A 22355-nucleotide genomic window follows, 5' to 3' on the forward strand; every position below is an offset into this window, starting at 1 on the left:
GCACCATCGGCATAGCGTCGCGCCCCTGGCCACGCCCAGCACCATCGGCATAGCGTCGCTCCTTGCCTGCGAAACAGGGGGTTCTCTGGAATTTCTGTGGAAAACCGCGAATTTCATCGGCATAGCGTCGCGGGGGTATCGGCATAGCGTCGCGCTTTTCCGGCATAGCGTCGCGCTTTTCCGGCATAGCGTCGCAGCCCCCCCTCGCAAGGGATTGATTTGCAAAAGGAATTTCGACGATTTTTTACCCCTACCTTTCTTCTACCTTATTTCTACTAGCCCAGCCTGTGGGCAAGTCCTTCGCCAAATCGTCGCGCTTCGGTCCTGGAACATGCTGGCCTGCGAAAAATTGCGACGCCGTTCCGCCTACCCTGCGGTCGCTGCGCTCCCTCCGCCCCGAGCCTGCGGCTCGGCCTGATTAGGATGAGTCCCCCCGCTGGGGGGACCCGTAAAGGGGCCGTGCAAGCACGGCCTCTCCCCCCAACCCCAACTCACTTCGCACCACTGCCCCTCCCAGTCGGAGCACATGGGTTGAGTCCCCCTTCCCGGCGCAAACACCGCACCGGGTGGGGGAAAGACACACCCCCGGCGGCGAGGGCGTGCCGCCCTCCCGTCCCGCCCGGCAACCCCAGCCGGGCGTCCGCCTCGCCCTCCCTGGGACACCCCTACGGGGTTTCCCCGCCGCCAAACCCAGGCGGCGGCTCCCCTTCCCCCTTAAACCCAGTCACCAGATCCGGGGCCGATGATCGGCATAGCGTCGCGCCCTACTTCTGCCCTGGTGGTTCAAGCCTTTTCAGGAGCTTTGCCCATGAAAGTTGCAGTGTTGAATTACTCCGGCTCGGTCGGCAAGACCGTGATCGCCAGCCACCTGCTCGAGCCGCGCATCGCTGGCGCCGAGGTGATCGCCGTCGAATCCACCAACGAATCCGCGGCCGATCTGGGCCTTGACGCCGAGCAGCTGCGCGGCGACCAGTTTGGTCGGCTCTTTCGCAAGCTGCTGACGGCGAGCGCACTCATCGTCGACGTCGGCGCCTCGAACATCGAGGACTTCCTGGCCGAGTTGGCCAAGTACGACGACGCGCAGGCCGAGATCGACTATTTCGTGCTGCCAGTTGTGTCCACGGGCAAGGCGCAGCGCGAGACGATCAAGACCATTGCCGCCTTGGCCAGTATCGGCGTAGAACCTCACCGCATTCGCGTGCTGTTCAACATGGCCGAAGGGTCAATTGCCGAGGATTTCGGCACCATCCTGCGCGAAGCTGATCAGGCCGGCGGCTTTATCGCCAACCCGAACGCAGTGCTTGAAAAAAACGAAGTCTTCGAGCTGCTGGCCAAGCGCCGTATGTCGATCAAGAGCGTGGTCGATGACCCCAACGACTATCGCGTGCTGCTGCGCCAGTCGGACCCGGCCGATGAGGATCGGATCGAGGAACTAGGCGACAAGGCCGCCCTGCAGGCGCTAGCCAAGCGCGTGTGGCGGCAGATGGACGTCGCTTTCGTGGAAGTGTTCGCGTAACGCGGCAAAGCAGCTCGCCCGCCTCGCAGGAACCTCCGCATGGACACCTCATCCCCCACAACAAAGTCGCCAGGTCCGCACACGGCGGCTGCGCCGCCGGAACCGCGCAGCAAGCTGGAATACATGTTCCGCGCCATGCTGGTGGAAGGCGATGAAATCATTTCGCGCAGCGAGCAGCTGGTCAAACTGCTCAATACCGCGGCCATGCAATTGCAGACGCTACCCGCAGCGGTACGCAAAGCCGGCTCCATCGTGCAGGATCAGGCCGCGTCGCGAGCCATTGTCAAGATCCAGGAAGCCACGAGCCAAGTCGACGACGCGCGCCGGCAGCTCAAGCGCGCATCCGAAGCTCTGGACGTCCAGCGCGGACGCAACCTCTGGGCCGTTGGCATAGTCGCACTGGGAAGCGGTCTGGCCGGTGGCCTGGTGGCCGCTGTTGTCATGCTCATCGCGCTCAGGTAAGCCCCTCTCTCTCCCGATCATGTCCGTCACGACGGCGTGATCCCCCATTTCTCGGAATCCCATGACGATTGCTCCCGATACACGGCGTCGAATACTGAAATTCGCCCTGATCTTTCTTCCATTTGGCACCTGGCTGCTGACGGCCATGTACCTAAGCGGTGTGGGACCCAGGCAGATTCGCTGGCCGCTGCTCTCCTACTGGATTCTGGCCACTCCCCGCGTTCTGCCGTTGATCATCGCGCCCATTGTCGGCCTGGTCCAGGTCATTCTCTTGGCGATGCTGCTCAAACGCTACTCGACCACCAAAGGATTCGATGGCGCCGGATACAAGCGGCATATCCGCGGCACGCAGATCATCCCGTACAAAAAGATGGTCAAGAAGTGCCGCGAAAAGAAGACCATTCAGGTCGACGTCGCTGGCGTGCCGATGCCCACGCATCTGGAAAATCTGCACTTGCTCATCAACGGTGCGACGGGCACCGGCAAGTCAGTGCTAATGCGCGCCCTCATCCTCTCGCTGCTCAAACGTGGCGACCGCGCCGTTATCGTGGACCCGGATGGCGCGCTCTATCGCAAGTTCGGACGCCCCGGCGACATCATCCTCAATCCCTACGACACCAGAACCCAAGGCTGGATGTTCTTCAACGAGGTCCGGGCCGACTATGACTGGAAGCGCTTGGGATTTTCCGTTGTGCCACTGGGGCAAAGCGCCGAGGATGAGAACTGGAACGGCTATGGACGCCTCCTGCTACGTGCCGTGTCGCGCAAGCTTTTCGAGATGGGAATCCAGGACATCGGCCAGGTGATCTACTGGTGCTGCGAGGCGCCCTTCGACGATATCCGCGCTTTCCTGACCGGAACGGAAGCCTCTTCGCTTTTCGCGGGCGCCTCCGAATCGACCCGGGCGTTCGACAGCGCGCGTTTCGTGCTGTCCAAATACGTGGCCGAACACCGGGATATGCCCAACGGCGATTTCAGCATCACCGATTGGCTGGAAAACGGCACGGGTTGTCTTTACATCACCTGGAAGGAAAACATGAAGGTCGCCATGCGGCCGCTGATATCGTGCTGGGTCGATGTCTTTTGTTCGTCTTTTCTCTCGCTGCAGGAGTCTCAATCGCGGCGCTTCTGGCTGCTCATCGACGAGCTGGCATCCATGGAGAAGCTGGCCACACTGCAGGACGCCCTCACAAAAGGCCGCAAATACGGCCTGCGCGTGGTCGCTGGTCTTCAAACCGTGGCCCAGATCGTCGAGATTTACAAGGATGCCGCCAAGACCTTGCTTGCGAGTTTTCGTAGCCTGGTCGTGCTGGGTGGTGCGCGTACCGACCAGGACACCGCTCAAGCCATGTCCAAGGCGCTGGGCGAACACGAAGTGGAACGCCCGGAATATACGGACTCGCGCAACGCCGGCCGAGATCGCAGCACCAGTGAACGCATGACGCGCACGAAAGAGCCCGTTGTTATGGACTCGGACATTCAAGGCCTGAAGGCATTGACCGGTTACGTCGGCTTTGCCGAAAGCGAACTGATTTCCAAGTTCACGCTCACTCCTATCGCATTTATCAATCGGAACGAGGCTTTCGTGGAAACCGAGTCCTTGCGTTCCCGCAGCGCAGCGGCCTTACTTCGGGCTGGCGATATCGAACCCTCACCATGGGATATGACTACCGATGCTCTCCCATCAGATCCTACACAGGTCTAGCGCAGCCAAGTCTGGCCACTATTACGCCGAGCAAAAGGATGACTACTACGCCCGTGACGGCGGAAATGCACAATGGCAAGGTGAAGGCGCCAAGACCCTGGGCCTGACCGGCGAAGTCAGCCGCGAGCAACTGGTGGCTGCAATGCGTGGCGATTTCAAGCGCTGGTTCGGCGAGGATCTGAGCCTGTCGAACTCGATCCGCAAGGACTCGAAGGCCCGGGCTGCGCTGGACATGACCTTCTCGGCCCCCAAGTCGATCAGCATCCAATCGCTGGTCGGCAAGGACGCGACGGTCATTGCCGCGCACGATCATGCCGTCACCCGCGCCCTGGTCTTCATGGAACAGGAGCTGCTGCGCGCCCGGCAGAAGATTGACGGGGTCTCACACTCCGAGAAAACGCAGAATGCGATCATCGCCAAATTCCGGCATGAGACGGCCCGGCCGACCATGAAGGACGACGCGGATCCCCAGCTGCACACCCATGCCCTGCTCATGAACCTGACCCAGCGCGCCGACGGTGCCTGGGTCGCGCTGTCCAATGACGAAATCTACCGGGCCAAGCAGCTCCTGGATGCCGTCTACAAGAACGAGATGGCGGCCTACCTGCAGAAGGCCGGCTATGCGCTGCGCTTCGAGGACGGCAATTTCGAGCTGGCCAACATCAGCCGCGAGCAGATCGAGCATTTCTCCAAGCGAGGAATGACCGTGGAAGCGGAGCTGGCCAAGATCGGCCAAACCCGTAAGACCGCCAGCCGCGAGCTCAAGCAAGCGATCACCCTGGCCACCCGCAAGGAAAAGCAGCCAGATCTGTCCCGCGCAGAGCTGCAGGCGCGCTGGGAGCGGGATGCCAGGGAACTGGGCATCGACTTCACCGCCGCCGGTCGAGGCCGCGAGCGGGAACGAGAGCGCGATCAAGGCCTGGATGACGTTCAGCCCGGGCAGACTCCCGATCCTGGTCGGGAAGGTCCTGGGCGCGAGCGCTCGGGACCGGATGGCATCGATATTGTCCCCGGGCCGAGTCTGCCCGGCGAAGGTCCCACCCAAGTCACCAAGCAGCTGCGCTCCCGTGTTGCGGACGAGTGCATGCGATGGGCGATCGGCCACCTGACCGAACGCGAATCGGTTACGACCGAGACTCAGCTAATCGAGGCCGCCATGGAGCATGCACGCGGTACTGGCGTCTCGATTTATGAAATCAAGGCTGCGCTGAAGGAAGCTGCCGAGCGCGGCCATCTGATCGAAGGTGCTCCAGTTTATCGACTGGATCATGCTGAGAGCGAAATCCTGTCGCGCGAGGCCTGGGTGGAGTCGATGGTCCGCCAGGGCGCGACGCTCAAAGCGGCGCGAGCCAACGTCAAACGAGCGATTCTCACGGGCGGCCTGGTCCTGGATGACGTGCGGTACACCACGCAGATCGCGCGCGAGCGCGAAAAGCGCATTCTGCAGATCGAGCGCGAAGGCCGCGGGGTCATGACGCCGGTGATGACGGCAGACAAGGCAAAAACAGCGCTGGCCGATGTTGGCCTGAAGCCTGGCCAACAGGATGCGGCCCAACTCATCTTGACCAGCGCAAATCGTGTAGTCGCTGTTCAAGGACTGGCGGGTACAGGCAAATCGCACATGCTCAACCAGGTCAAGCAATTGGCCGAAGCCGAAGGATATACCGTGCGCGCCGTGGCGGCCTACGGATCGCAAGCCAAGGCACTGGAACAGCTAGGCGTGGAGGCCAACACCATCGCCTCCATGCTGGAAGCACGGTCCATGCGCACGAGCGGCTCCGTCGGCCACGACACTGCCGCCGGCAAAACCTCAGCCCCCAGCGCTGCCCGAACGACTGGCGCTGCTGCGCCGGATCCTGGCAAAGGGAGATGGCAGAGCTTCTGGAAACTGGCGTCCGGCAAGCGGCAGATGCAGCAGGGCCCCTCCCGGCTGCAGGCGGCGTTGCGAGGCAATCACGCGGGTGGCCGTTCCCGACAGGCGCGGCAGTCGGCGCAACCTGCCTCGGGGGACGGTGTTCCAAAGGCGAGTAGCTCGACGACAAAGCAGGAACGGTTTCATCTGGATGAGAAAACCATTCTTGTCGTCGACGAGGCAGGTGTCGTGCCCTCGCGGCAGATGGAGATGATCTTGAAGCGCGCCGAGAAGGCGGGTGCCCGGGTAATGCTCCTGGGTGACCAGGCGCAGACCAAGGCCATCGAGGCCGGACGGCCCTTTCATCAGCTGCAGGACGCCGGTATGCAGACCGCGCGCATGGGCGACATCGTCCGCCAGAAGGATCCCATACTCAAACGGGCGGTGGAGGTTGCGGCCGACGGCCGCGCCTCCGAGGCGCTGACCATCATCCAGACCAGGCTGGATGCCGTGCATGAGGTCAAGGAAGAAGGCGAGCGATACGAGGCCATTGCGCGCAAATACGCCGGCCTGGACGCTGACGTGCGGCGCCAGACGCTGATCGTCACGGGAACCAACCAATCGCGCAACGCGATCAACGACCTAGTCCACGATGCGCTGGGCCTGCAAGGCCTCGGGCGCGAGTATTCGATGCTCACCCGGATCGATACGACCCAAGCCGAGCGGCGCACAGCCAAGTATTACCGGCTGGGCGACGTGATCCAGCCGGAGCGGGCCTACCAAAAGGGCAATCTGGCTCCGGACAATCACTACGCCGTTGTCGCGATCGACGGTCAGAAGAACCGCCTCACCGTCAAGCACCTGGTGACCGGGGAGTTGACCTCCTTCAACCCCTCGCGCACGACGAAGCTTTCCGTCTACCAGGAGGTTGAGGCGGAATTATCTGTGGGGGACTGGGTACGCATCACCCGCAATAACGCCAAGCTCGACGTTCGCAATGGCGAACGCTACCAGGTGCATGCGATCCGTGACGGCGCTGTGGAACTTGCCGCCCTGAACGAGGGCGGCCAGGTCACCCGACAGGTGACGCTGGAAGGCGGTGCAAAGACCGCGCCCTTGCACCTGGACCGAGCCTATGCCTCGACTGTCCACAGTGCACAGGGATTGTCGGAGACCGGCGTGATCTTGAACCAGGAAAGCGCCTCTCGTACTACCAAGCGCGATGTTTTCTACGTCGGGATCTCGCGCGCCAAGCTCTGGATCGACGTCTTTACCGATGACATGACCAAACTGCCCTTTGCGGTCGATCGCCGCGAGGATAAGACGGCCGCTCTGGATATTGGCTTGGCCTCCAAGAATTATCGGCGCGACAAGCATGCTGAGCACGGCCTTTAAACAGGAGGTGAATAGGAGATGTGCCATGGGAAATGACACCCTCACCATGAAGGAGATCGAGGCGGCGATCAACCGGCTGCGCGATCGCGCACCAGGTGATGGCGTGATGCTGGCCCCCGGTGTTGCCTCGCTGGCCGGTCTTTACGGTTGGATGATCTGGTTTCACTTGGCCAGCGTTTCGGCGGCTTCGTTATCGGCCGGCGAATTGGCGGCTCTTGCCAGTGCTGCCTAACTGTTATTCTCTCTTGCCTTGGAGTCTATGGATGACTATCTTGGTCTTATCTTTGCCACGATATCTGCGCAAGCTGAACGCGCCTCGATTCGGCGCGACCACCCTGCTCGCTGCGCTTTTTCTGAACACCCTGGGGCTAAGCGCCCACGCTGCTCCCACCAGTTGCCCGGCAAATTTCTACGACGGCCAAGCCCCTGATCTGGTCAACGCTAAGCTTGCCACTCACACGTACTCCTTGTGTTTCTCCGAATTTGCCGTTCTGGATTCGGGACTAACGCGCACGCCCTTATATTCGGCTGACCACCTGACAGCCGAGCGCATCGCGCTGGCCCGCAGGCAGCGCCGCGTCGATGCCGCGGACACGTTCCACGAAGAGACTCGGCTACCGGCCCAAGATCGGGCCGTGCTCTCGGACTATGCCCGCAGCGGCTACGACCGTGGCCACATGTCACCCAACGGAGACATGTCCAGCGCCAGCGCTCAGGGCGAATCCTTCACTCTGGCCAATATGGTTCCGCAGAACCCAAACAACAACCGGCACCTGTGGGAAGGCGTCGAGGCCACTACGCGCAGCCTAGCCTCCCGATACGGTGAGGTCTACGTGGTCACCGTGCCGATCTTCGCCGGCGCCCAGACCCAGTGGCTGCACAACCGCGTGGCTATTCCGGCCAGGCTTGCCAAGGCGGTCTATGTTCCGGCGCTGCGCGGTGCAGCCGCCTACTTGACGGACAATGCGCCTGGCATGAAGTGGCAGACGATTTCCGTCGCCCAGCTGCGAGATATCTCCGGCATAGACGTTTTCCCAGCGTTGCCCGAATCGGTCAAAGAGGCAGCGATCAAGCTGCCCGAACCCAAGCCCTTCAGTCGGAGTCATGAGCGGCGTTCCTATTCGGGCGAAAATGAGGGGGAGCACTATTCGAACGCGCTGCTCTATCACTCGTTCAAGCTGCTCATGCGCTAAGCCCTACGCCAGGAAATCCAACATGAAGATCCATCCCTTCGCCAACGAATCGGACGCGCTCTCTCTGGGCGGTATTACCATCGAAAACCACACCGATCGCATTGCCGTATTCGGCGACGCTACCGTCAGCCGAGACAAGGCGGGCTTGAGACTTGCCAAGGACCTAGCCGAGGTGATCAATGCCGTGGTGAGTTCGCTTGAGGCAGATAAGATGCTTCCCGATGCCATTGCTCCTGACCAGGCGCCGACCGGCAAGCGTGATCCATTCGCAGGCTAGGTTTCTCAAAGAACAGTTTTAAAATCTCGTGCGACTGGCTGTACCCGACCCTTCTCGGCCTTTCGCCGTGATGGCGGGGGCACGTCCGCTTCCGAGGCATAACGGCCGGATTTGACCGTTGCGCCTTCTTGGCCTCGCTTCCTCAATACTGCCAACGCACCTGCGCATCCCCGGTCTGAGCGGTATAGCCGCTGGTCGCTTCCAAGTACATACTGCGCTGAAACACTGAGGTTGCGGGCCTTGACCGTCCCCTCTGGCGAGGTACTGACGCATGAATTTGGACGTCGCTATACCAACGTTGATCGGTAGTCTCATGGATCGTTCGTTCGCCCAAGCCGCGTGTAATCGGTGAGTGTCTCAATCTGTCGGTGACGCTCACCGATCGATGGATCGTCGGAGTTACCTGGCGTCTCAGCTTGGATTTACGGCTAAGCATCGGAGGACCGCGGCGGGACAGCTCAGACTGGCACGACCAAGGCGAACTCTGTACGTCGCGCTCACACAATGGGCCGTCGCTGAAGTCACGATGAGGCGAGTTTGCTGTTGCTTAGGAAGGACCCAATAACACTGGCTGGCCATGCGTGTCGAATGGAATAAACGCGCCAACGGCGCCAGCCTTGATCGACTCTACCATCCTGTTCAAAGGCACCTCCGCTTCTTCCGAAGTAGGAGGGTATCCATTTTTTCCCGACAGCGCGGCCACAAACACGATGGTCCATTCGAGAATGAACTGCCGCGATTCTTTGAGTAGCTCGCTAAAGTCCCCCAGTTCTTCAGGCGTCTTGTCGAGACAGATCAATGGCGTGAGTGTGCCGCCACGTTCCGCTTCGAAGGCTACCCGTTGTTCGGGCGTGCAGTCCTGCGGCAACGCCACCTGGGTGAAGACGAAGAGCAGCCGCTGCGGTTCTGTTTGCAGCTGGGCGGCGCGCACCAGGTCGTCAAAGCTCGAAATGCCCATGCTCATGTTTGCAGGTTCCTGTAGTGCAGTACCGTTATGTGTATCGAGACGTATGCGGGCCACTTACGGGGTACTGGTTTTACCATCGATTCGTACCCGCCTGACACTGGATTGATAAAGCAGAATGAGGGATACCCAGACGATCCCATAGAGCAGCATGAAGCAACTCGAGCGCACGCCTAGCCAATCGAGGAGGGTCCCAAAGAGGATCGGCAGCAGGAACCCGCCGAGTCCGCCAGCCAGTCCAACGATGCCCGTCACGACCCCCATTTGCGTGGGGAAGTCGTCCGCCACATATTTGAATGTCGACGCCATGCCGAACGCGAACACGACGCCCAGCACGAACAGCAATCCGATAAACACAGGCAACCCGAGGTGAATATGGAAACTATGCGGGCCGCTGATTGTGCTCACGACAAATGCAGTATCCGGATACGACAACAGAAACAAACATACCCATGCGACCCACAAGCCCCACCACGTCACTTTGTGCGCACCGAGACGGTCGGCGAGGCTACCACCGAGCGCCCGCAACACGGATCCGGGCAGCGAGAAGCCAATAGCTAGCGCAGAGGCCGCTACGACTGACAGTCCAAATTCACCCTTCAGATACTGCGGGATCCACAGCGACAAGGCTGTGAAGCCACCGAAACAAATCGAATAGTATTGGCAGTACTTCCAGACCTTTGAGTCTTTCAATACTAGGAACTGTTTGGTCCAAGACCCCGAGGTTTTGCCTGCTCCCGGGTCAGTAGCGGACCCCAGCCAGAAAATGGCCGCCGTGACCAGGAGTGCAACCGCATAGATCTTCGGAACGGCTCGCCAGCCATAAGTCGCCTGCAACGTCGGGGTGATGAACAGATTCACGGCTGCACCGACCGTACCGGCGCCGAAGAATCCCATCGCGAAGCCGCGTTTTTCAGGCGGGAAGAAGCGGGCGACGTAGGGCGTACCCACGGCGAACGACGCGCCGACAGCGCCGAGAAACAGGCCGATTGCGAGAAATTGCCACAAGGCCGTCGCGTAGGAAATCAGAAACACCGGGATCGCACATAGAACCAGCAACGTGGTCATCACCACACGACCGCCAAAGCGGTCGGTCCAGATGCCCAGTGGCAAGCGCAACAGTGCGCCCGTCAGCACTGGTGTCGCCGTCAGTAGCCCGAACTCGGTGCTGTTCAGGCCCAGATCGGTGCGTAGCTGGATACCGATCACGCCGAACATCATCCAGACCACGAAGCAGACCATAAAGGCGAGCGTCGTGACACATAATACCAACATCGGACTTCTCGATGAACTCATAAATACTTCGGATCAGGGTGCGGCAATGGTGCCGTATGAGGCAACATCGATCGACATGGTTAGCGCAGTGTTCATTTCCTGTGCATCAAGCGCAATTACTTGCGCGCCGGGCACTATTGCAGCAGGAGCCCAGGGCGTACATCCAATGCGATGCCGCGCAGTTCGGCACTGGAGGCGAGCAGAGTCAAATATTGCTGAATCGATTTATGCCTGACGCGCTCCTGAAGATAGCGGGCGATGGTTTCCCGCGCCGCTTCGAACGGTAGTGCGAGGCCTGCGATGCGGCGCTCCACCGACACGATATGAAAGCCATAACGTGTATTGACGAGCCCCGGCAGCAAGCCAACATGGCTGGTCTCAAAAATTGCCTTCTCGAACTCCGGCACACTCTCGCCGCGAGACAACTGGCCGAGGTTCCCGCCAACCTCGCCGGACGGGCAATTCGACAAGGTCTGGGCGAGTGCCTCGAAGCGCTCAGGGCGCTGCACGAGTTCGCGATGCGCCTCTTCGGCGCGGCTGCGCACGTGGGTCATGGCTGCCTTGTCCGTCAGCGCGAAGAGAATGTGGCGCGCGAAAACCAGATCCGGACTGCGGAACTTCTGCGCGTTGGCTGCGTGGTAACGCCGGCATTCATCATCGGACGGCAGGGGTGTCTTGCATTCCATTTCCAGTAGACAGTCTGTGGTCTGATCGTCAAGGTCGGTGCCCGCTACCAGCAAACCCAGCGTGACGGCGCGCTGGGTCAGCAGTTCGCGTACGACTAGCGCCCGGCGCGCGGCATAGTCAGGATCGGCTTCCTCTGGATGGGATGCGGATTCAGCATCGATCGCGGCAGCATCGATGACAACGCCGTTGACGCTGAGCTCGACTGTCTCGGTGCTCGCCGATGCGCCAATCATGTTTGAAGTCATGGAGATTCCCCTGTGTTAGCGCTTGCGCACGATCTGGTGAGGCCGAAATAGATAGCCGACGGTTGCCATGCCACTCCAGATATGCACAAGGCGCGTGAACGGCGAAACGAGAAAAATCGTGAAGCCCAGCGCGATATGGATCTTGTAGACAAGCGGCACGGGAGCAAGGAGATCCGCAACGGGTTGAAACGTGACGATTCCTTTGACGTAGGTGCTCAGCGTTTCGAACATGACACCGTCCATATGGGCCAGCGAAAGCGGAACGGTGGACAGTCCGAGCGCCAGCTGTAGCCACAGAATGACGAGGACCAGGATATCCGCGTGCGCACTATTGATGCGGATTCGCGGGTCGGACAATCGTCGATACAGCAGAATCGAAAGACCGATGATTGCGACTATGCCCGCGCTTCCCCCCGCCACCATCGCGATAAACTGATGTTGAGACGCATTGAGAAAGGGCGACACCATCCAATGCGGCGCCAGAAAGCCGGCGAAATGCCCAGCGATGACGATCAACACGCCGATATGAAACAGATTGCTGCCCAGGCGCAATTGACGGCGTCTGAGCAGTTGTGACGAATCGCTCTTCCATGTGTACTGTTCGCGATCGAAGCGGATCAGACTGCCGAGCAGCCAGATAGCGAGGCAGATGTAGGGATAGATGCCAAACAAAAGCGAATTGATGACGGGCTGATTCATGAGGCGTCTCCAGCGAAAATCCTATTTATGAACAGGAGCAGTTCAATACGGTAGTCATGTGTTCACGGGCTACCGCGGTGGCCTTTTGTCGTAAAACTGAATCGGCTGAGGTTGGCTGGAAACAGGGGCTGGTGCCCCCAGAAAACTCACTGGCTCGTCCTGCCACTCGCGATCGAGTGCCTCGCCGTCAATCGCCTGCTCCACGACTTTTGCAGGCGCGGCGACGTCCAGCGGTGCCTCGCCTGCGAGCGGCAACAATGCGGCGACGACTGCAAAATAAGCGCTACCGAGCTCGGCGAGCTTTGTCGCGATTCGCCGGTTGATGTCGGCGATTTCAGCGAGCAACGACCGGGCCTTGGTCGGGGACTCCTGTCCCAGGAATTCCAGGAACACCGGTAGATAGTCAGGCAATTCGCCGCTACCGAGAAACAGTCCTTTCGCTTCGTACATTGCTAGCAAGTCGACCATCGCTTGCCCCCGCTCACGCGATTCGCCGTGCACGTGTTCGAACAGGTAAAGCGACGTAGCCCGACCGCGATCGAAGGTTTCCACGTACTCTTCCTGCAGGTCTAGCAGCGCTCGCGCTGCTAGACGGTCTACCAACGCGATTAAGTCCAAGCGTGTGGTTGGCGCAAAGGCGCGATGCCCTGTTATTGCCATGCGAATCTCGGTGAGCGCCTCAATGAGCGAGGCGTCTGGATAGCCGAGCAGGGTGCTCAACATGCTAAAGATCTGGCGGTTGTCTGTCATTTCATTGACCCGCCGCGCGTATCGGAATCGTCTTTCGTTCCTTATTGATGCCTTTGCGTCCCCCGAACAGACTGGTTTCTGTGGTGCCGTCCGAGCAGCCGTTGCCGAACGAGAAACCGCACGACGCACGCAGATCGAATGCATCTTCGGCATATTCTCGATGTGCGGTCGGAATCACGAAACGATCTTCGTAGTTCGCAATGGCCAGGTAGCGGTACATCTCGTCGACTTGCGCTGTGTCCAGGCCGACTTCGGCAAGCAATGCGGGGCTTTCGCGGCGCTCCACGTGGCGCTCGCGCATGAAGGCGCGCATTGCCAGCATCCGCTTGAGGGCAAGACGCACGGGGGCTTCGCGTCCCGCCGTGAGCAAATTGGCCAGATAGCGTAGCGGGATGCGCAGCGAATCGACATCGGGCAACAATCCTTTCATGGGCAAGCGCCCATCATTGGTGGCCGAATTGATCGGCGATAGGGGCGGCACGTACCAGACCATCGGCAAGGTCCGGTATTCGGGGTGCAGTGGAAAGGCGATCTTCCATTCCATGGCCATTTTGTACACGGGCGAGCGCTGGGCTGCTTCGAGCCAGTTGTCCGGTACACCATCGCGAGCGGCCTGTTCACGCACGGCCGGGTCGTTCGGATCGAGAAAGATCGAGAGCTGCGCTTCATACAGGTCCTGCGGGTCCTTGACAGAGGCGGCTTCCTCGATCCGGTCGGCGTCGTACAGCAGGACGCCGAGATAGCGAATCCGTCCGACGCAAGTTTCCGAGCACACCGTGGGTTGCCCTGCCTCGATGCGCGGATAGCAGAAAATGCATTTCTCCGACTTGCCGCTTTGCCAGTTGTAATAGATTTTCTTGTAAGGGCATCCCGACACACACATGCGCCAACCCCGGCACTTGTCCTGATCGATCAGGACGATGCCATCCTCCTCGCGCTTGTAGATCGCGCCGGAAGGGCAGGAGGCCACGCAGGCGGGATTCAGGCAGTGCTCGCAGAGGCGAGGCAAGTACATCATGAAGGTGTTCTCGAACTCGCCGTAGATGTCGGTCTGCACCTGATCAAAGTTGTAGTCCTGCTTGCGTTTTTCAAACTCGCCGCCGAGAATCTCTTCCCAGTTCGGCCCCCATTCGATTTTCTCCATCCGCTCGCCGGTGATCAGCGAACGTGGCCGGGCGACCGGTCCGACCTTGACGTCCGGCGCATCGTGCAAGTGTGCGTAGTCGAAGGTGAAGGGTTCGTAGTAGTCATCGATCTCCGGCAGGTTCGGGTTGCCGAAAATATTGGCCAACACACGCCACTTGCTGCCGGCGCGAAGCTCGATCTTGCCATTGGTCTTGCGCTTCCAGCCGCCGTTCCAGCGATCCTGGTTCTCCCAATCCTTGGGGTAACCCATGCCAGGTTTGGTCTCGACGTTGTTGAACCAGGCGTATTCCATGCCTTCACGCGAGGTCCAGACGTTTTTGCAAGTGACTGAACAGGTATGGCAACCGATGCATTTGTCCAGGTTCATCACCATGCCGATCTGCGCGCGGATTTTCATGACTTCTCTCCAGACTCGTCATCCGCCATCGCGAGCGTTGGCGCGCCGTGGGCGAGTGTGTGTTGATGGCGGGCGGCCTCGGTTGCCGAGAGCACCGATGCGGGCGTCGACTCATCCTTCCAGTCGACCATATTCATTTTTCGAACGATCACGAATTCGTCGCGATTGGAGCCCACCGTGCCGTAATAATTAAAGCCGTAAGATAGCTGTGCATAGCCGCCGATCATGTGGGTCGGTTTGGGCATGATGCGGGTAACCGAGTTGTGGATGCCGCGTACCCCGGTGACTTCGGAGCCCGGCGTGTTGATGATTTTTTCCTGCGCGTGGTACATCATGACGGCGCCCACCGGGATGCGCTGGCTCACGACCGCACGGGCTGTCAATGCGCCGTTCAAATTGAAGGCTTCGATCCAGTCGTTATCGACTACGCCTATTTTTCTGGCATCGATCTCCGATATCCAGACGATCGGGCCACCGCGCGAAAGCGTCAGCATCAGCAGATTGTCGGTATAGGTGCTGTGTATGCCCCATTTCTGATGAGGCGTCAGGAAGTTCAGTGCGATCTCGAGGTTGCCGTTCGAGCGGCTGCCCGCCATACCCTCGGTGCTGCGGGTATCGATAGGGGGTTTGTAGACGCATAGCGACTCGCCAAAATCGCGCATCCACGTGTGATCCTGATAAAGTTGTTGACGTCCCGAGAGGGTGCGCCATGGGATCAACTCATGCACGTTCGTGTAGCTGGCGCTATACGAAACGTGTTCGGATTCGATGCCGCTCCAGGTTGGCGACGAAATGATCTTGCGTGGCTGGGCCTGAATATCGCGAAATCGGATTTTTTCGTCTTCACGGGCGCGAGAGAGATGGGTGTGATCGGTGCCAGTGAGTCGCGACAGGGCCTGCCACGCTTTGACGGCAACGGCACCGTTGGTTTCCGGGGCAAGCGACAGAATGACTTCGGCGGCGTCAATCGCCGAAAGAATTTGCGGGCGCCCATGCGATATCCCCTCGTCCGTGACGGGACGATTCAATGCCCGTAGTTGCTCGATTTCCTCGCCCGTTTGCCAGGTGATGCCCTTACCGCCATTGCCGAGCGAATCGAGCAGCGGTCCCACCGACGTGAATTTTCGGTAGGTATTGGGATAGTCCCGCTCGACGGTCACGACGCTCGCCATGGTCTTGCCTGGAATGGGTTCGCATTCGCCGCGGCCCCAGTCGGCAATCCCGTCGGTCTGCGCGATTTCCCCTGGGCTGTCGTGTTGCAGTGGCGACAATACAATGTCCTGTTCGACGCCCAGATAACCTGCCGTCAGCTCCGAGAATTTCTGCGCAATGCCTTTGTAGATGTCCCAGTCGCTTTTGGATTGCCACGCGGGATCGACGGCGGCGGACAAAGGGTGGATGAACGGGTGCATGTCGGACGTATTCATATCGTCCTTTTCGTACCAAGTAGCGGTCGGTAATACGATGTCCGAATACAGACATGTGGTGGACATCCTGAAGTCCAATGTCACGACCAGGTCGAGCTTGCCCTCGGGGGCTTTCTCGTGCCATTTCACTTCATTGGGCAGGATGCCGGCGTTCGTGCCCAGATCTTTTCCCTGTACACCATGCTCGGCGCCAAGCAGATGCTTGAGGAAATATTCATGCCCCTTGCCCGATGAGCCGAGCAGGTTCGAGCGCCAGACAAACAGGTTTCTCGGGAAATTCTCCGGCGCATCGGGATCGACGCACGACATCTCGAGCGAACCGTCCTTGAGTCCCTTTGCCACATAGGCAGAAGCGTCCGCTCCGGCTGCCGCCCGGCCAACCTTGAGCGGGTTGGTCTTGAATTGCGGCGCGGACGGCAACCACCCCATCCGCTCGGCGCGCACGTTGTAGTCAATGGGACTATTGTCGAACCGTTTGCCATCGACCAGCGGCGACAGCAACTCGGTTACTTTCATTGTTTCATAGCGCCATTGATCGGTGTGCGCATAGAAAAACGAAGTACCGTTCATGAAGCGCGGCGGCCTGTGCCAATCGGTCGCGAACGCGAGCGGCAGCCAGCCGGTCTGCGGCCGTAACTTCTCCTGGCCGACGTAGTGCGACCAGCCACCGCCTGATTTGCCGATGCAGCCGCACATGACCAGCAGATTGATGATCGAGCGATAGCTCATATCCATGTTGAACCAATGGTTCAAGCCGGCGCCGAGGATCACCATCGACTTGCCTTCGGTCTTGTGGGCGTTCTCGGCAAACTCACGTGCGACGGTGATGACATCGTGCCGGCTAACGCCTGTGATCTTTTCCTGCCAGGCGGGCGTGTAAGGGATGTCGTCGTCAAAACTGGCCGCGACATTCGCACCGCCCAGCCCCTGGTCTACGCCATAGTTGGCAATGAACAGGTCGTAGACTGTGGCGACCAGCACTTCACCCTCACGGGTCGCGACTTTACGCACACCGATGCGGCGCGACAACACGCTGGCATGGCCGGTATGCGTGAAGTGCGTGTGTTCGACGTTACCGAAATAGGGGAAAGCTACGTCGATAGCGGCATCGTGTTCTGCCACAAACGACATGACCGGCCGGATCGAATTGCCTTGCACATCTTCTTCTTTCAGGTTCCATTTGCCGGCGTCACCACCTTCCTTTTGTCCCCAGCGAAAGCCGATCGAGCCGACCGGGGCGACGAGTTTCCCACTCAACTCGTCGACTACGACCGTTTTCCAGGCGGCGTTATTATCTTGACCGAGTGCGTCATCGAACTCGTCCGACCTCAGTAGACGCTCGGGCACAAAGTGATCGCCCTGTTTGCTGATACGCACCAGCAATGGCATGTCGGTAAAGCGTCGGCAGTAATCCGAGAAATACGCGCTCTTGTCCGTGACGTGGAATTCCTTAAGCACGACATGGCCCATCGCCAGACCCAGTGCCGCATCGGTGCCTTGCTTCGGATGCAGCCAGATGTCGCCGAACTTGGCGCCCTCGGCGTAGTCCGGAAAGATCGACACGACCTTGGTGCCGCGATACCGGACTTCGGTCATGAAGTGCGCGTCGGGGGTGCGCGTTTGCGGTACGTTGGAACCCCACATCATGATAAATGTGGAGTTGTACCAGTCGGCTGATTCGGGAACGTCGGTTTGTTCGCCCCAGGTCTGCGGCGACGCGGGCGGCAAGTCGCAGTACCAGTCGTAGAAACTCAGATTGACCCCGCCAATCAGCGACAGGTAGCGACTACCGGCGGCATACGAGACCATCGACATGGCAGGAATCGGCGAAAAGCCGACCACCCGATCCGGGCCGTGGCGCTTGATGGTGTGAATGTTCGCGGCGGCGATGATTTCGTTGACTTCGTCCCAGTTGGAACGGACAAAACCACCCAGACCGCGACGTCGCGTATAAGACGCGCGGGCCCCCTGATCATCGACGATAGCACCCCACGCTTCGACGGGCGCAAGCGTCAGGCGCTTTTCGCGCCATTGCCGCAGCAGAGCACTGCGAATCAGCGGATATTTAAGGCGATTGGCGCTGTAGAGGTACCAGGAATACGATGCCCCGCGCGAACAGCCACGTGGTTCGTGGTTAGGCATATCGGGACGGGTTCGCGGGTAATCGGTCTGCTGAGTCTCCCAGGTGACGATGCCGCTCTTGACATAAATCTTCCACGAACAGGAGCCGGTGCAATTGACACCGTGGGTCGAGCGGACAATCTTGTCGTGCTGCCATCGTTGCCGATAGGCATCTTCCCACTCGCGGTCCTCGTTGGTCGTCATTCCGTGACCCTTTGAAAACGTGGGTCTCGATGTGGAAAAATATTTCAGGCGATCAACAAAGTGGCTCATCCGATCTACTCCCAGTGTTCGTTTTGGTTTGACAGCGCCAAGAATCGTTGATTCAGGCGATATATCACGATGTGATATATGTTGCCGTAACAACGCCTTCGTAGCTTGATATAGGTCAGGTTTCTCGCAGATTCGGCCTTGGGATGACCAATCCTAGCGCTTTTCGGGCTATTTCGAAGTGTTATTTGCGGCGGGAGCGGCTAGTTCTGTCGGGCTGGCACCGAAGCGGGCGCAAACGCAGTGGGCCATTCGCGACCCGCATTTACCAAATGCTCGACAACAGCATAGGTAGAGGGCTTCGCCGCGCGTCCTGCTGGAAAGATCGGATAGCGCTCCAGCCGAAACGATCCGAGCCAGCCACACCAGACTTTCCATCAGTATTACGTCGTGATGTATGTAGATGAAGGTATGGGACGTCACGATGCGATACTCATGACCGTCAATAACCCCATGTGCGCAGCAGCGCCTAACCACTAACGACACTAACGAAGCACCCCATGAAGTCGGAGTGTCCTCCGGCACATGCAACGAGCATTTCCAGCAAGGACTGTCCGTCTATCAGAAAGTCCGCAGAAGTTCTCTCTGTGATGGTGGCGTCCACCGAGCCGGTTGCTGGTCGATGAAGCCCGTGATGTCCGAGTAGGTTCATATTCGTGTTCGTGTGCAGACGATGCCTATCGCGCCAAGATTGTCGACGATTGAGGCGCCGGCGTCGAACGGCTGTTGATGGCCGCTGTCGGCCATTTCGGGAGTAGTTTCTAAACTCGCAGATAGCCGAATAAACTGATCGACTCAATTGACCCCGGCCAGCTCTAGCTGGTCGGGGTTTCTTTTTGTCCGAAAAGCCGATTTTTGCCCCGATTCTTCCTTGCAAGGGCCGTAGCGATCCCTGATCATGCACGAATCCCCTGACTAACCGGACAAACAGAATGCGCACCGTATCCTTTGACAGAGGTTTACGAGTTCACTGAGCAGAACTACATCTTGTATCTTGCTTGTGTAGCGATATCCAGGAACAAGAAGAAGCGCGCCAAGAAATTCGGCACGCTCGTCAAGCCGTCGCAGGCACCGCTGCCGGCACCTGCGCCTGCCCCCGCTGAGCCGGGTGACCCTCCCCCTCCCGCTCGGCCGAAGAATATTTAGTCCTCTGCATAAATCTCATGTGTAGCCACTACGAATCGGTCAAGATCCCTGCTCGACTCAAGCAGTATTTCGGAGCAGCGTTTGAGACGCCGGCGTTCTCGGCTGATCTCTGGCCTAAGCGACAAGGTCTTTTCGTACGCCGCCCACCCGAACTCAATGCCGGCGACGATGCCGTGCCCGACCGCGAGGCAGTTCTTGGCCGGTGGGGGTTGATCAGCGCGAGAACGAGTGCTGACGGTATGGCCAAGGCGGAAAAGCTCTCCACCTTCAACGCCCGATCGGAGACGGCCTCCCGGTCGTTCACCTTTGGCAACGCTTGGCAGCGTGCACAGCATTGCATCATGCCGGCCGAGGCCGTCTTCGAGCCGGACTGGCGCAGCGGCCGCGCTGTGCCCACACGGTTCTCCCACGTCGACGGCGTGCCGCTGGGCATCGCTGGCCTGTGGGACAAATTCCGGGATACTGCTGGGCAATGGCATGAGAGCTACACGATGCTCACGATCAACGCGGACCAGCATCCGCTCTTTCGGGAATACCACCGCACCGGCGAGGAAAAGCGCATGGTGGTGATCCTGCCGGCCGGCGCATACGGCGAATGGCTGGCCGCCGGCGCCGATGACACTCGCGACTTTCTACACCCCTTCCCTGCAGACCAGCTGCTGGCCCAAGCAGTGATTCCAGCTGCTGGATCCAGCTTTCTTTTCTGAAATCCCCATGGCTAGCGTCACGACCTTCCCCTTGCCCGATAACCTGGCTCGCGAGCGCATCGAGACAGGCTGGGCCTTGGCCGCGATCAGCGGCAACCAGATCGCCGCGGTGAGGGAATTCAGGCGCCTATCGCCGCAGGTCGCGCAGCACCTTCCGATCGGTGCCGAGCAAGCAGCCGAGGTCATCCGGCGCTGGCTCGATACGCTACCGGCCAGCTCCGTCGTCGACGAGCTGCAGCAGCTCGGCCGGATCACGGTCGGGATGTGCCACGAGGGGCAATTTCTCGAGTGTTAGTTGCACCCTAGCAAGGCGAGCGTGGCGGAAAGATTCGGACAAGGGATATACTGTATAAAAACACAGTATTTAGCTATGGAAACCCCGATCCCAATCGATTCCAACAATCCCGTGCCTGCGTGGCTGCTTGCGGCTCATGTGGCTTGCGGTTTTCCGTCGCCAGCGGAGGACCACGCCCAGACCCGGATCGACCTGAACAAGGTCTTGATCCAGCATCCGGACGCCACGTTTTTTATGCGCGTGAGGGGACCGTCTATGCGCGACGCCGGCATCGATGACGGTGACTGGGTGGTGGTGGACCGTGCACTCGAGGCGCAGCACAAGGACATCGTCCTGGCGGTCGTCGATGGGGACTACACCATCAAATACCTGTCCCGTCGCGCCGGCCGCATTCGGTTGCTACCTGCCAATCCGACCTTTCCACCCATTGAATTTCGCGACGGCCAGTTGCTGGTCGTCTGGGGCGTTGTGACATGGATTATCAAGCCGACCCGGCCGGTAGCCCTGCGCCGCGCCGCCTAGCACTGGTCGACGGCAATAGCTTCTATTGCTCTTGCGAGCGCGTCATGCGCCCTTCGCTCGAGGGACGTCCGCTAGTGGTGCTCTCGAACAACGACGGCTGCGCGATCGCACGCACGGCTGAGGCCAAAGCCCTAGGAATAAAGATGGGTGCGCCGTGGCATGAGATCAAGCACCTGACCCATACACACGGCCTGATCGCGCTATCGGCCAATTTCGCCCTGTACGCAGACCTCTCTGATCGCATGATGTCAGTGATTGGCCAGTTCGCGCCCGCGCAGGAGATCTACAGCATCGACGAGGCCTACCTCGATCTGACAGGTGTGCCGGGCACCGGGCGTGAGCTGGGTGCACAAATCCGTGCCCGCGTGCTGCAGTGGGTCGGCATCCCAACGTGTGTGGGTATCGGCTCGACTAAGACGCTAGCCAAGCTGGCCAATCACCTCGCAAAGAAGATGCCGCATTTGGCCGGCGTGTGCGACCTGACGCTGGCCTCACCCGAGCAGCGACGGCGTGCCCTCTCTCGGGTGCCAGTCGGCGATGTCTGGGGCGTCGGCCGACGCCTGGCCCCCCAGCTGCAGGCGCTGGGTATGGCCACCGCGGCGGATCTCGCCTCGGCCGACTGGCGCGTGCTGCGCGACAAGTTCTCCATCGTCTTGGCCAAGACCGCCCGTGAACTCGCCGGCGAGGCCTGCGTAGACTGGGAAGATGTCGCGCCGCCCAAGCAGCAGATCATGTGCTCGAGGAGCTTCGGGCAGCCGGTGCTTGAGCAGAGCGAGCTGGCCGAGGCACTCGCCGCGTTCGCCACGCGCACAGCCCAGAAGCTACGCCGGCAGGCCTCGCTGACCCAGGCCGTGTACGTGTTCATCCGCACCAGCCCTTTTCGGGCCGCGGATCCTCAGTATTCCGGCTCGGTGGTGGTGCCGCTGGCCACCGCGACAGATCGCACAGACCTATTGATACGCGCAGCGCACGCGGGCTTGGCGCGTGTGTACCGGGCCGGTTTTCGTTATGCCAAGGCCGGCGTATGCCTACTGGACATTGCCAGCCAGGCGCAGGCCTTCGCCCAGGGTGAACTTTTCGGAGCGCTGCCGGCACCGCAGACGCATGGCCCCGTGCGTGATCCGGGGCAGTTGACGCAGGCGGTAGATACGCTGAACCAGCGCTTTGGGCGCGGCGCCGTGACCTGGGCAGCCGGCCAGGCCAGGCCGGAAGCGCGCTGGGGTATGCGGCAGTCACGCATGACGCCGGCAGCAACGACAGACTGGAACCAGGTCATCGAGGTCTGGAAGTAACCGCCGGCGACT

General features: G+C 60.0%; 19 protein-coding genes. 11 read left to right on the top strand and 8 right to left on the bottom strand.

From position 1 onward, the window contains the following. Window positions 1–187, bottom strand: a 187-nt coding sequence (locus tag H143_RS23090) for a hypothetical protein (protein ID WP_231378527.1), incomplete at its 3' end; no start/stop codon positions are given. Between the two features lie 621 nt (window positions 188–808). Here H143_RS23090 and stbB point away from each other — a divergent pair. From stbB to H143_RS0119155, 7 genes are all read left to right on the top strand, one after another. Further along, window positions 809–1516, top strand: coding sequence for a StbB family protein (gene stbB, locus H143_RS0119125; protein ID WP_019939878.1), 708 nt, complete (start codon window positions 809–811; stop codon window positions 1514–1516). Between the two features lie 39 nt (window positions 1517–1555). Beyond that, a complete protein-coding gene (locus H143_RS0119130; protein WP_019939879.1) occupies window positions 1556–1978 on the top strand; it encodes a hypothetical protein in 423 nt (140 codons plus the stop codon). A 61-nt stretch (window positions 1979–2039) separates the two neighbouring features. Next, window positions 2040–3683 carry a type IV secretion system DNA-binding domain-containing protein gene (locus H143_RS0119135; RefSeq protein WP_019939880.1) on the top strand — a complete coding sequence of 548 codons (1644 nt, stop codon included), beginning with the start codon at window positions 2040–2042 and terminating at the stop codon, window positions 3681–3683. Then, window positions 3652–6930, top strand: coding sequence for a MobF family relaxase (mobF, locus tag H143_RS0119140; RefSeq protein WP_019939881.1), 3279 nt, complete (start codon window positions 3652–3654; stop codon window positions 6928–6930). Before H143_RS0119135 ends, mobF begins: the two co-directional genes overlap by 32 nt. A 25-nt stretch (window positions 6931–6955) precedes the next feature. After that, window positions 6956–7162 (top strand): DUF3717 domain-containing protein, encoded by a 207-nt coding sequence (locus tag H143_RS21240; RefSeq protein WP_019939882.1) that lies wholly within the window; start codon window positions 6956–6958, stop codon window positions 7160–7162. 31 nt (window positions 7163–7193) lie between these two features. Then, the gene (locus H143_RS0119150) at window positions 7194–8123 is read left to right on the top strand and encodes a DNA/RNA non-specific endonuclease (RefSeq protein ID WP_019939883.1); all 930 of its coding nucleotides are present in this window, start codon (window positions 7194–7196) and stop codon (window positions 8121–8123) included. A 22-nt stretch (window positions 8124–8145) separates the two neighbouring features. Then, window positions 8146–8400 carry a hypothetical protein gene (locus H143_RS0119155; RefSeq protein WP_019939884.1) on the top strand — a complete coding sequence of 85 codons (255 nt, stop codon included), beginning with the start codon at window positions 8146–8148 and terminating at the stop codon, window positions 8398–8400. A 547-nt stretch (window positions 8401–8947) separates the two neighbouring features. Here H143_RS0119155 and H143_RS0119160 read toward each other — a convergent pair. From H143_RS0119160 to H143_RS21245, 7 genes are all read right to left on the bottom strand, one after another. Further along, window positions 8948–9364, bottom strand: coding sequence for a hypothetical protein (locus H143_RS0119160; protein ID WP_019939885.1), 417 nt, complete (start codon window positions 9362–9364; stop codon window positions 8948–8950). Between the two features lie 57 nt (window positions 9365–9421). Beyond that, window positions 9422–10639, bottom strand: coding sequence for a nitrate/nitrite transporter (locus tag H143_RS0119165; RefSeq protein ID WP_019939886.1), 1218 nt, complete (start codon window positions 10637–10639; stop codon window positions 9422–9424). A gap of 134 nt (window positions 10640–10773) precedes the next feature. Then, window positions 10774–11571, bottom strand: coding sequence for a peptidylprolyl isomerase (locus H143_RS0119170; protein ID WP_033365697.1), 798 nt, complete (start codon window positions 11569–11571; stop codon window positions 10774–10776). A gap of 15 nt (window positions 11572–11586) precedes the next feature. After that, window positions 11587–12270 carry a respiratory nitrate reductase subunit gamma gene (gene narI / locus H143_RS0119175; protein WP_019939888.1) on the bottom strand — a complete coding sequence of 228 codons (684 nt, stop codon included), beginning with the start codon at window positions 12268–12270 and terminating at the stop codon, window positions 11587–11589. A gap of 69 nt (window positions 12271–12339) precedes the next feature. Beyond that, a complete protein-coding gene (narJ, locus tag H143_RS0119180; protein ID WP_019939889.1) occupies window positions 12340–12993 on the bottom strand; it encodes a nitrate reductase molybdenum cofactor assembly chaperone in 654 nt (217 codons plus the stop codon). Between the two features lie 28 nt (window positions 12994–13021). After that, window positions 13022–14563 (bottom strand): nitrate reductase subunit beta, encoded by a 1542-nt coding sequence (gene narH, locus H143_RS0119185; RefSeq protein WP_019939890.1) that lies wholly within the window; start codon window positions 14561–14563, stop codon window positions 13022–13024. Then, window positions 14560–18384 (bottom strand): nitrate reductase subunit alpha, encoded by a 3825-nt coding sequence (locus tag H143_RS21245; protein ID WP_081627104.1) that lies wholly within the window; start codon window positions 18382–18384, stop codon window positions 14560–14562. The genes narH and H143_RS21245 overlap by 4 nt, the downstream gene beginning before the upstream one ends. 1160 nt (window positions 18385–19544) lie before the next feature. On the opposite strand from H143_RS21245, the gene H143_RS0119195 reads away from it, so the two are divergent. The 4 genes from H143_RS0119195 (at window position 19545) to H143_RS0119210 (ending at window position 22343) form a co-directional block, all read left to right on the top strand. Further along, a complete protein-coding gene (locus H143_RS0119195) occupies window positions 19545–20234 on the top strand; it encodes an SOS response-associated peptidase (protein ID WP_026350250.1) in 690 nt (229 codons plus the stop codon). 7 nt (window positions 20235–20241) lie between these two features. Then, window positions 20242–20529: a hypothetical protein gene (locus H143_RS0119200; protein ID WP_019939893.1), complete on the top strand. Its 288-nt coding sequence runs from the start codon at window positions 20242–20244 to the stop codon at window positions 20527–20529. A gap of 75 nt (window positions 20530–20604) precedes the next feature. Continuing rightward, complete coding sequence (locus tag H143_RS21250) at window positions 20605–21051, top strand: LexA family transcriptional regulator (RefSeq protein ID WP_019939894.1); 447 nt, start codon at window positions 20605–20607, stop codon at window positions 21049–21051. Further along, window positions 21003–22343, top strand: a complete 1341-nt coding sequence (locus H143_RS0119210) for a Y-family DNA polymerase (protein WP_051094446.1) — start codon at window positions 21003–21005, stop codon at window positions 22341–22343. The genes H143_RS21250 and H143_RS0119210 overlap by 49 nt, the downstream gene beginning before the upstream one ends. Window positions 22344–22355 lie beyond the last annotated feature (12 nt).

The sequence above is a fragment of the Bordetella sp. FB-8 genome, assembly GCF_000382185.1.
Classification (GTDB): domain Bacteria; phylum Pseudomonadota; class Gammaproteobacteria; order Burkholderiales; family Burkholderiaceae_B; genus Bordetella.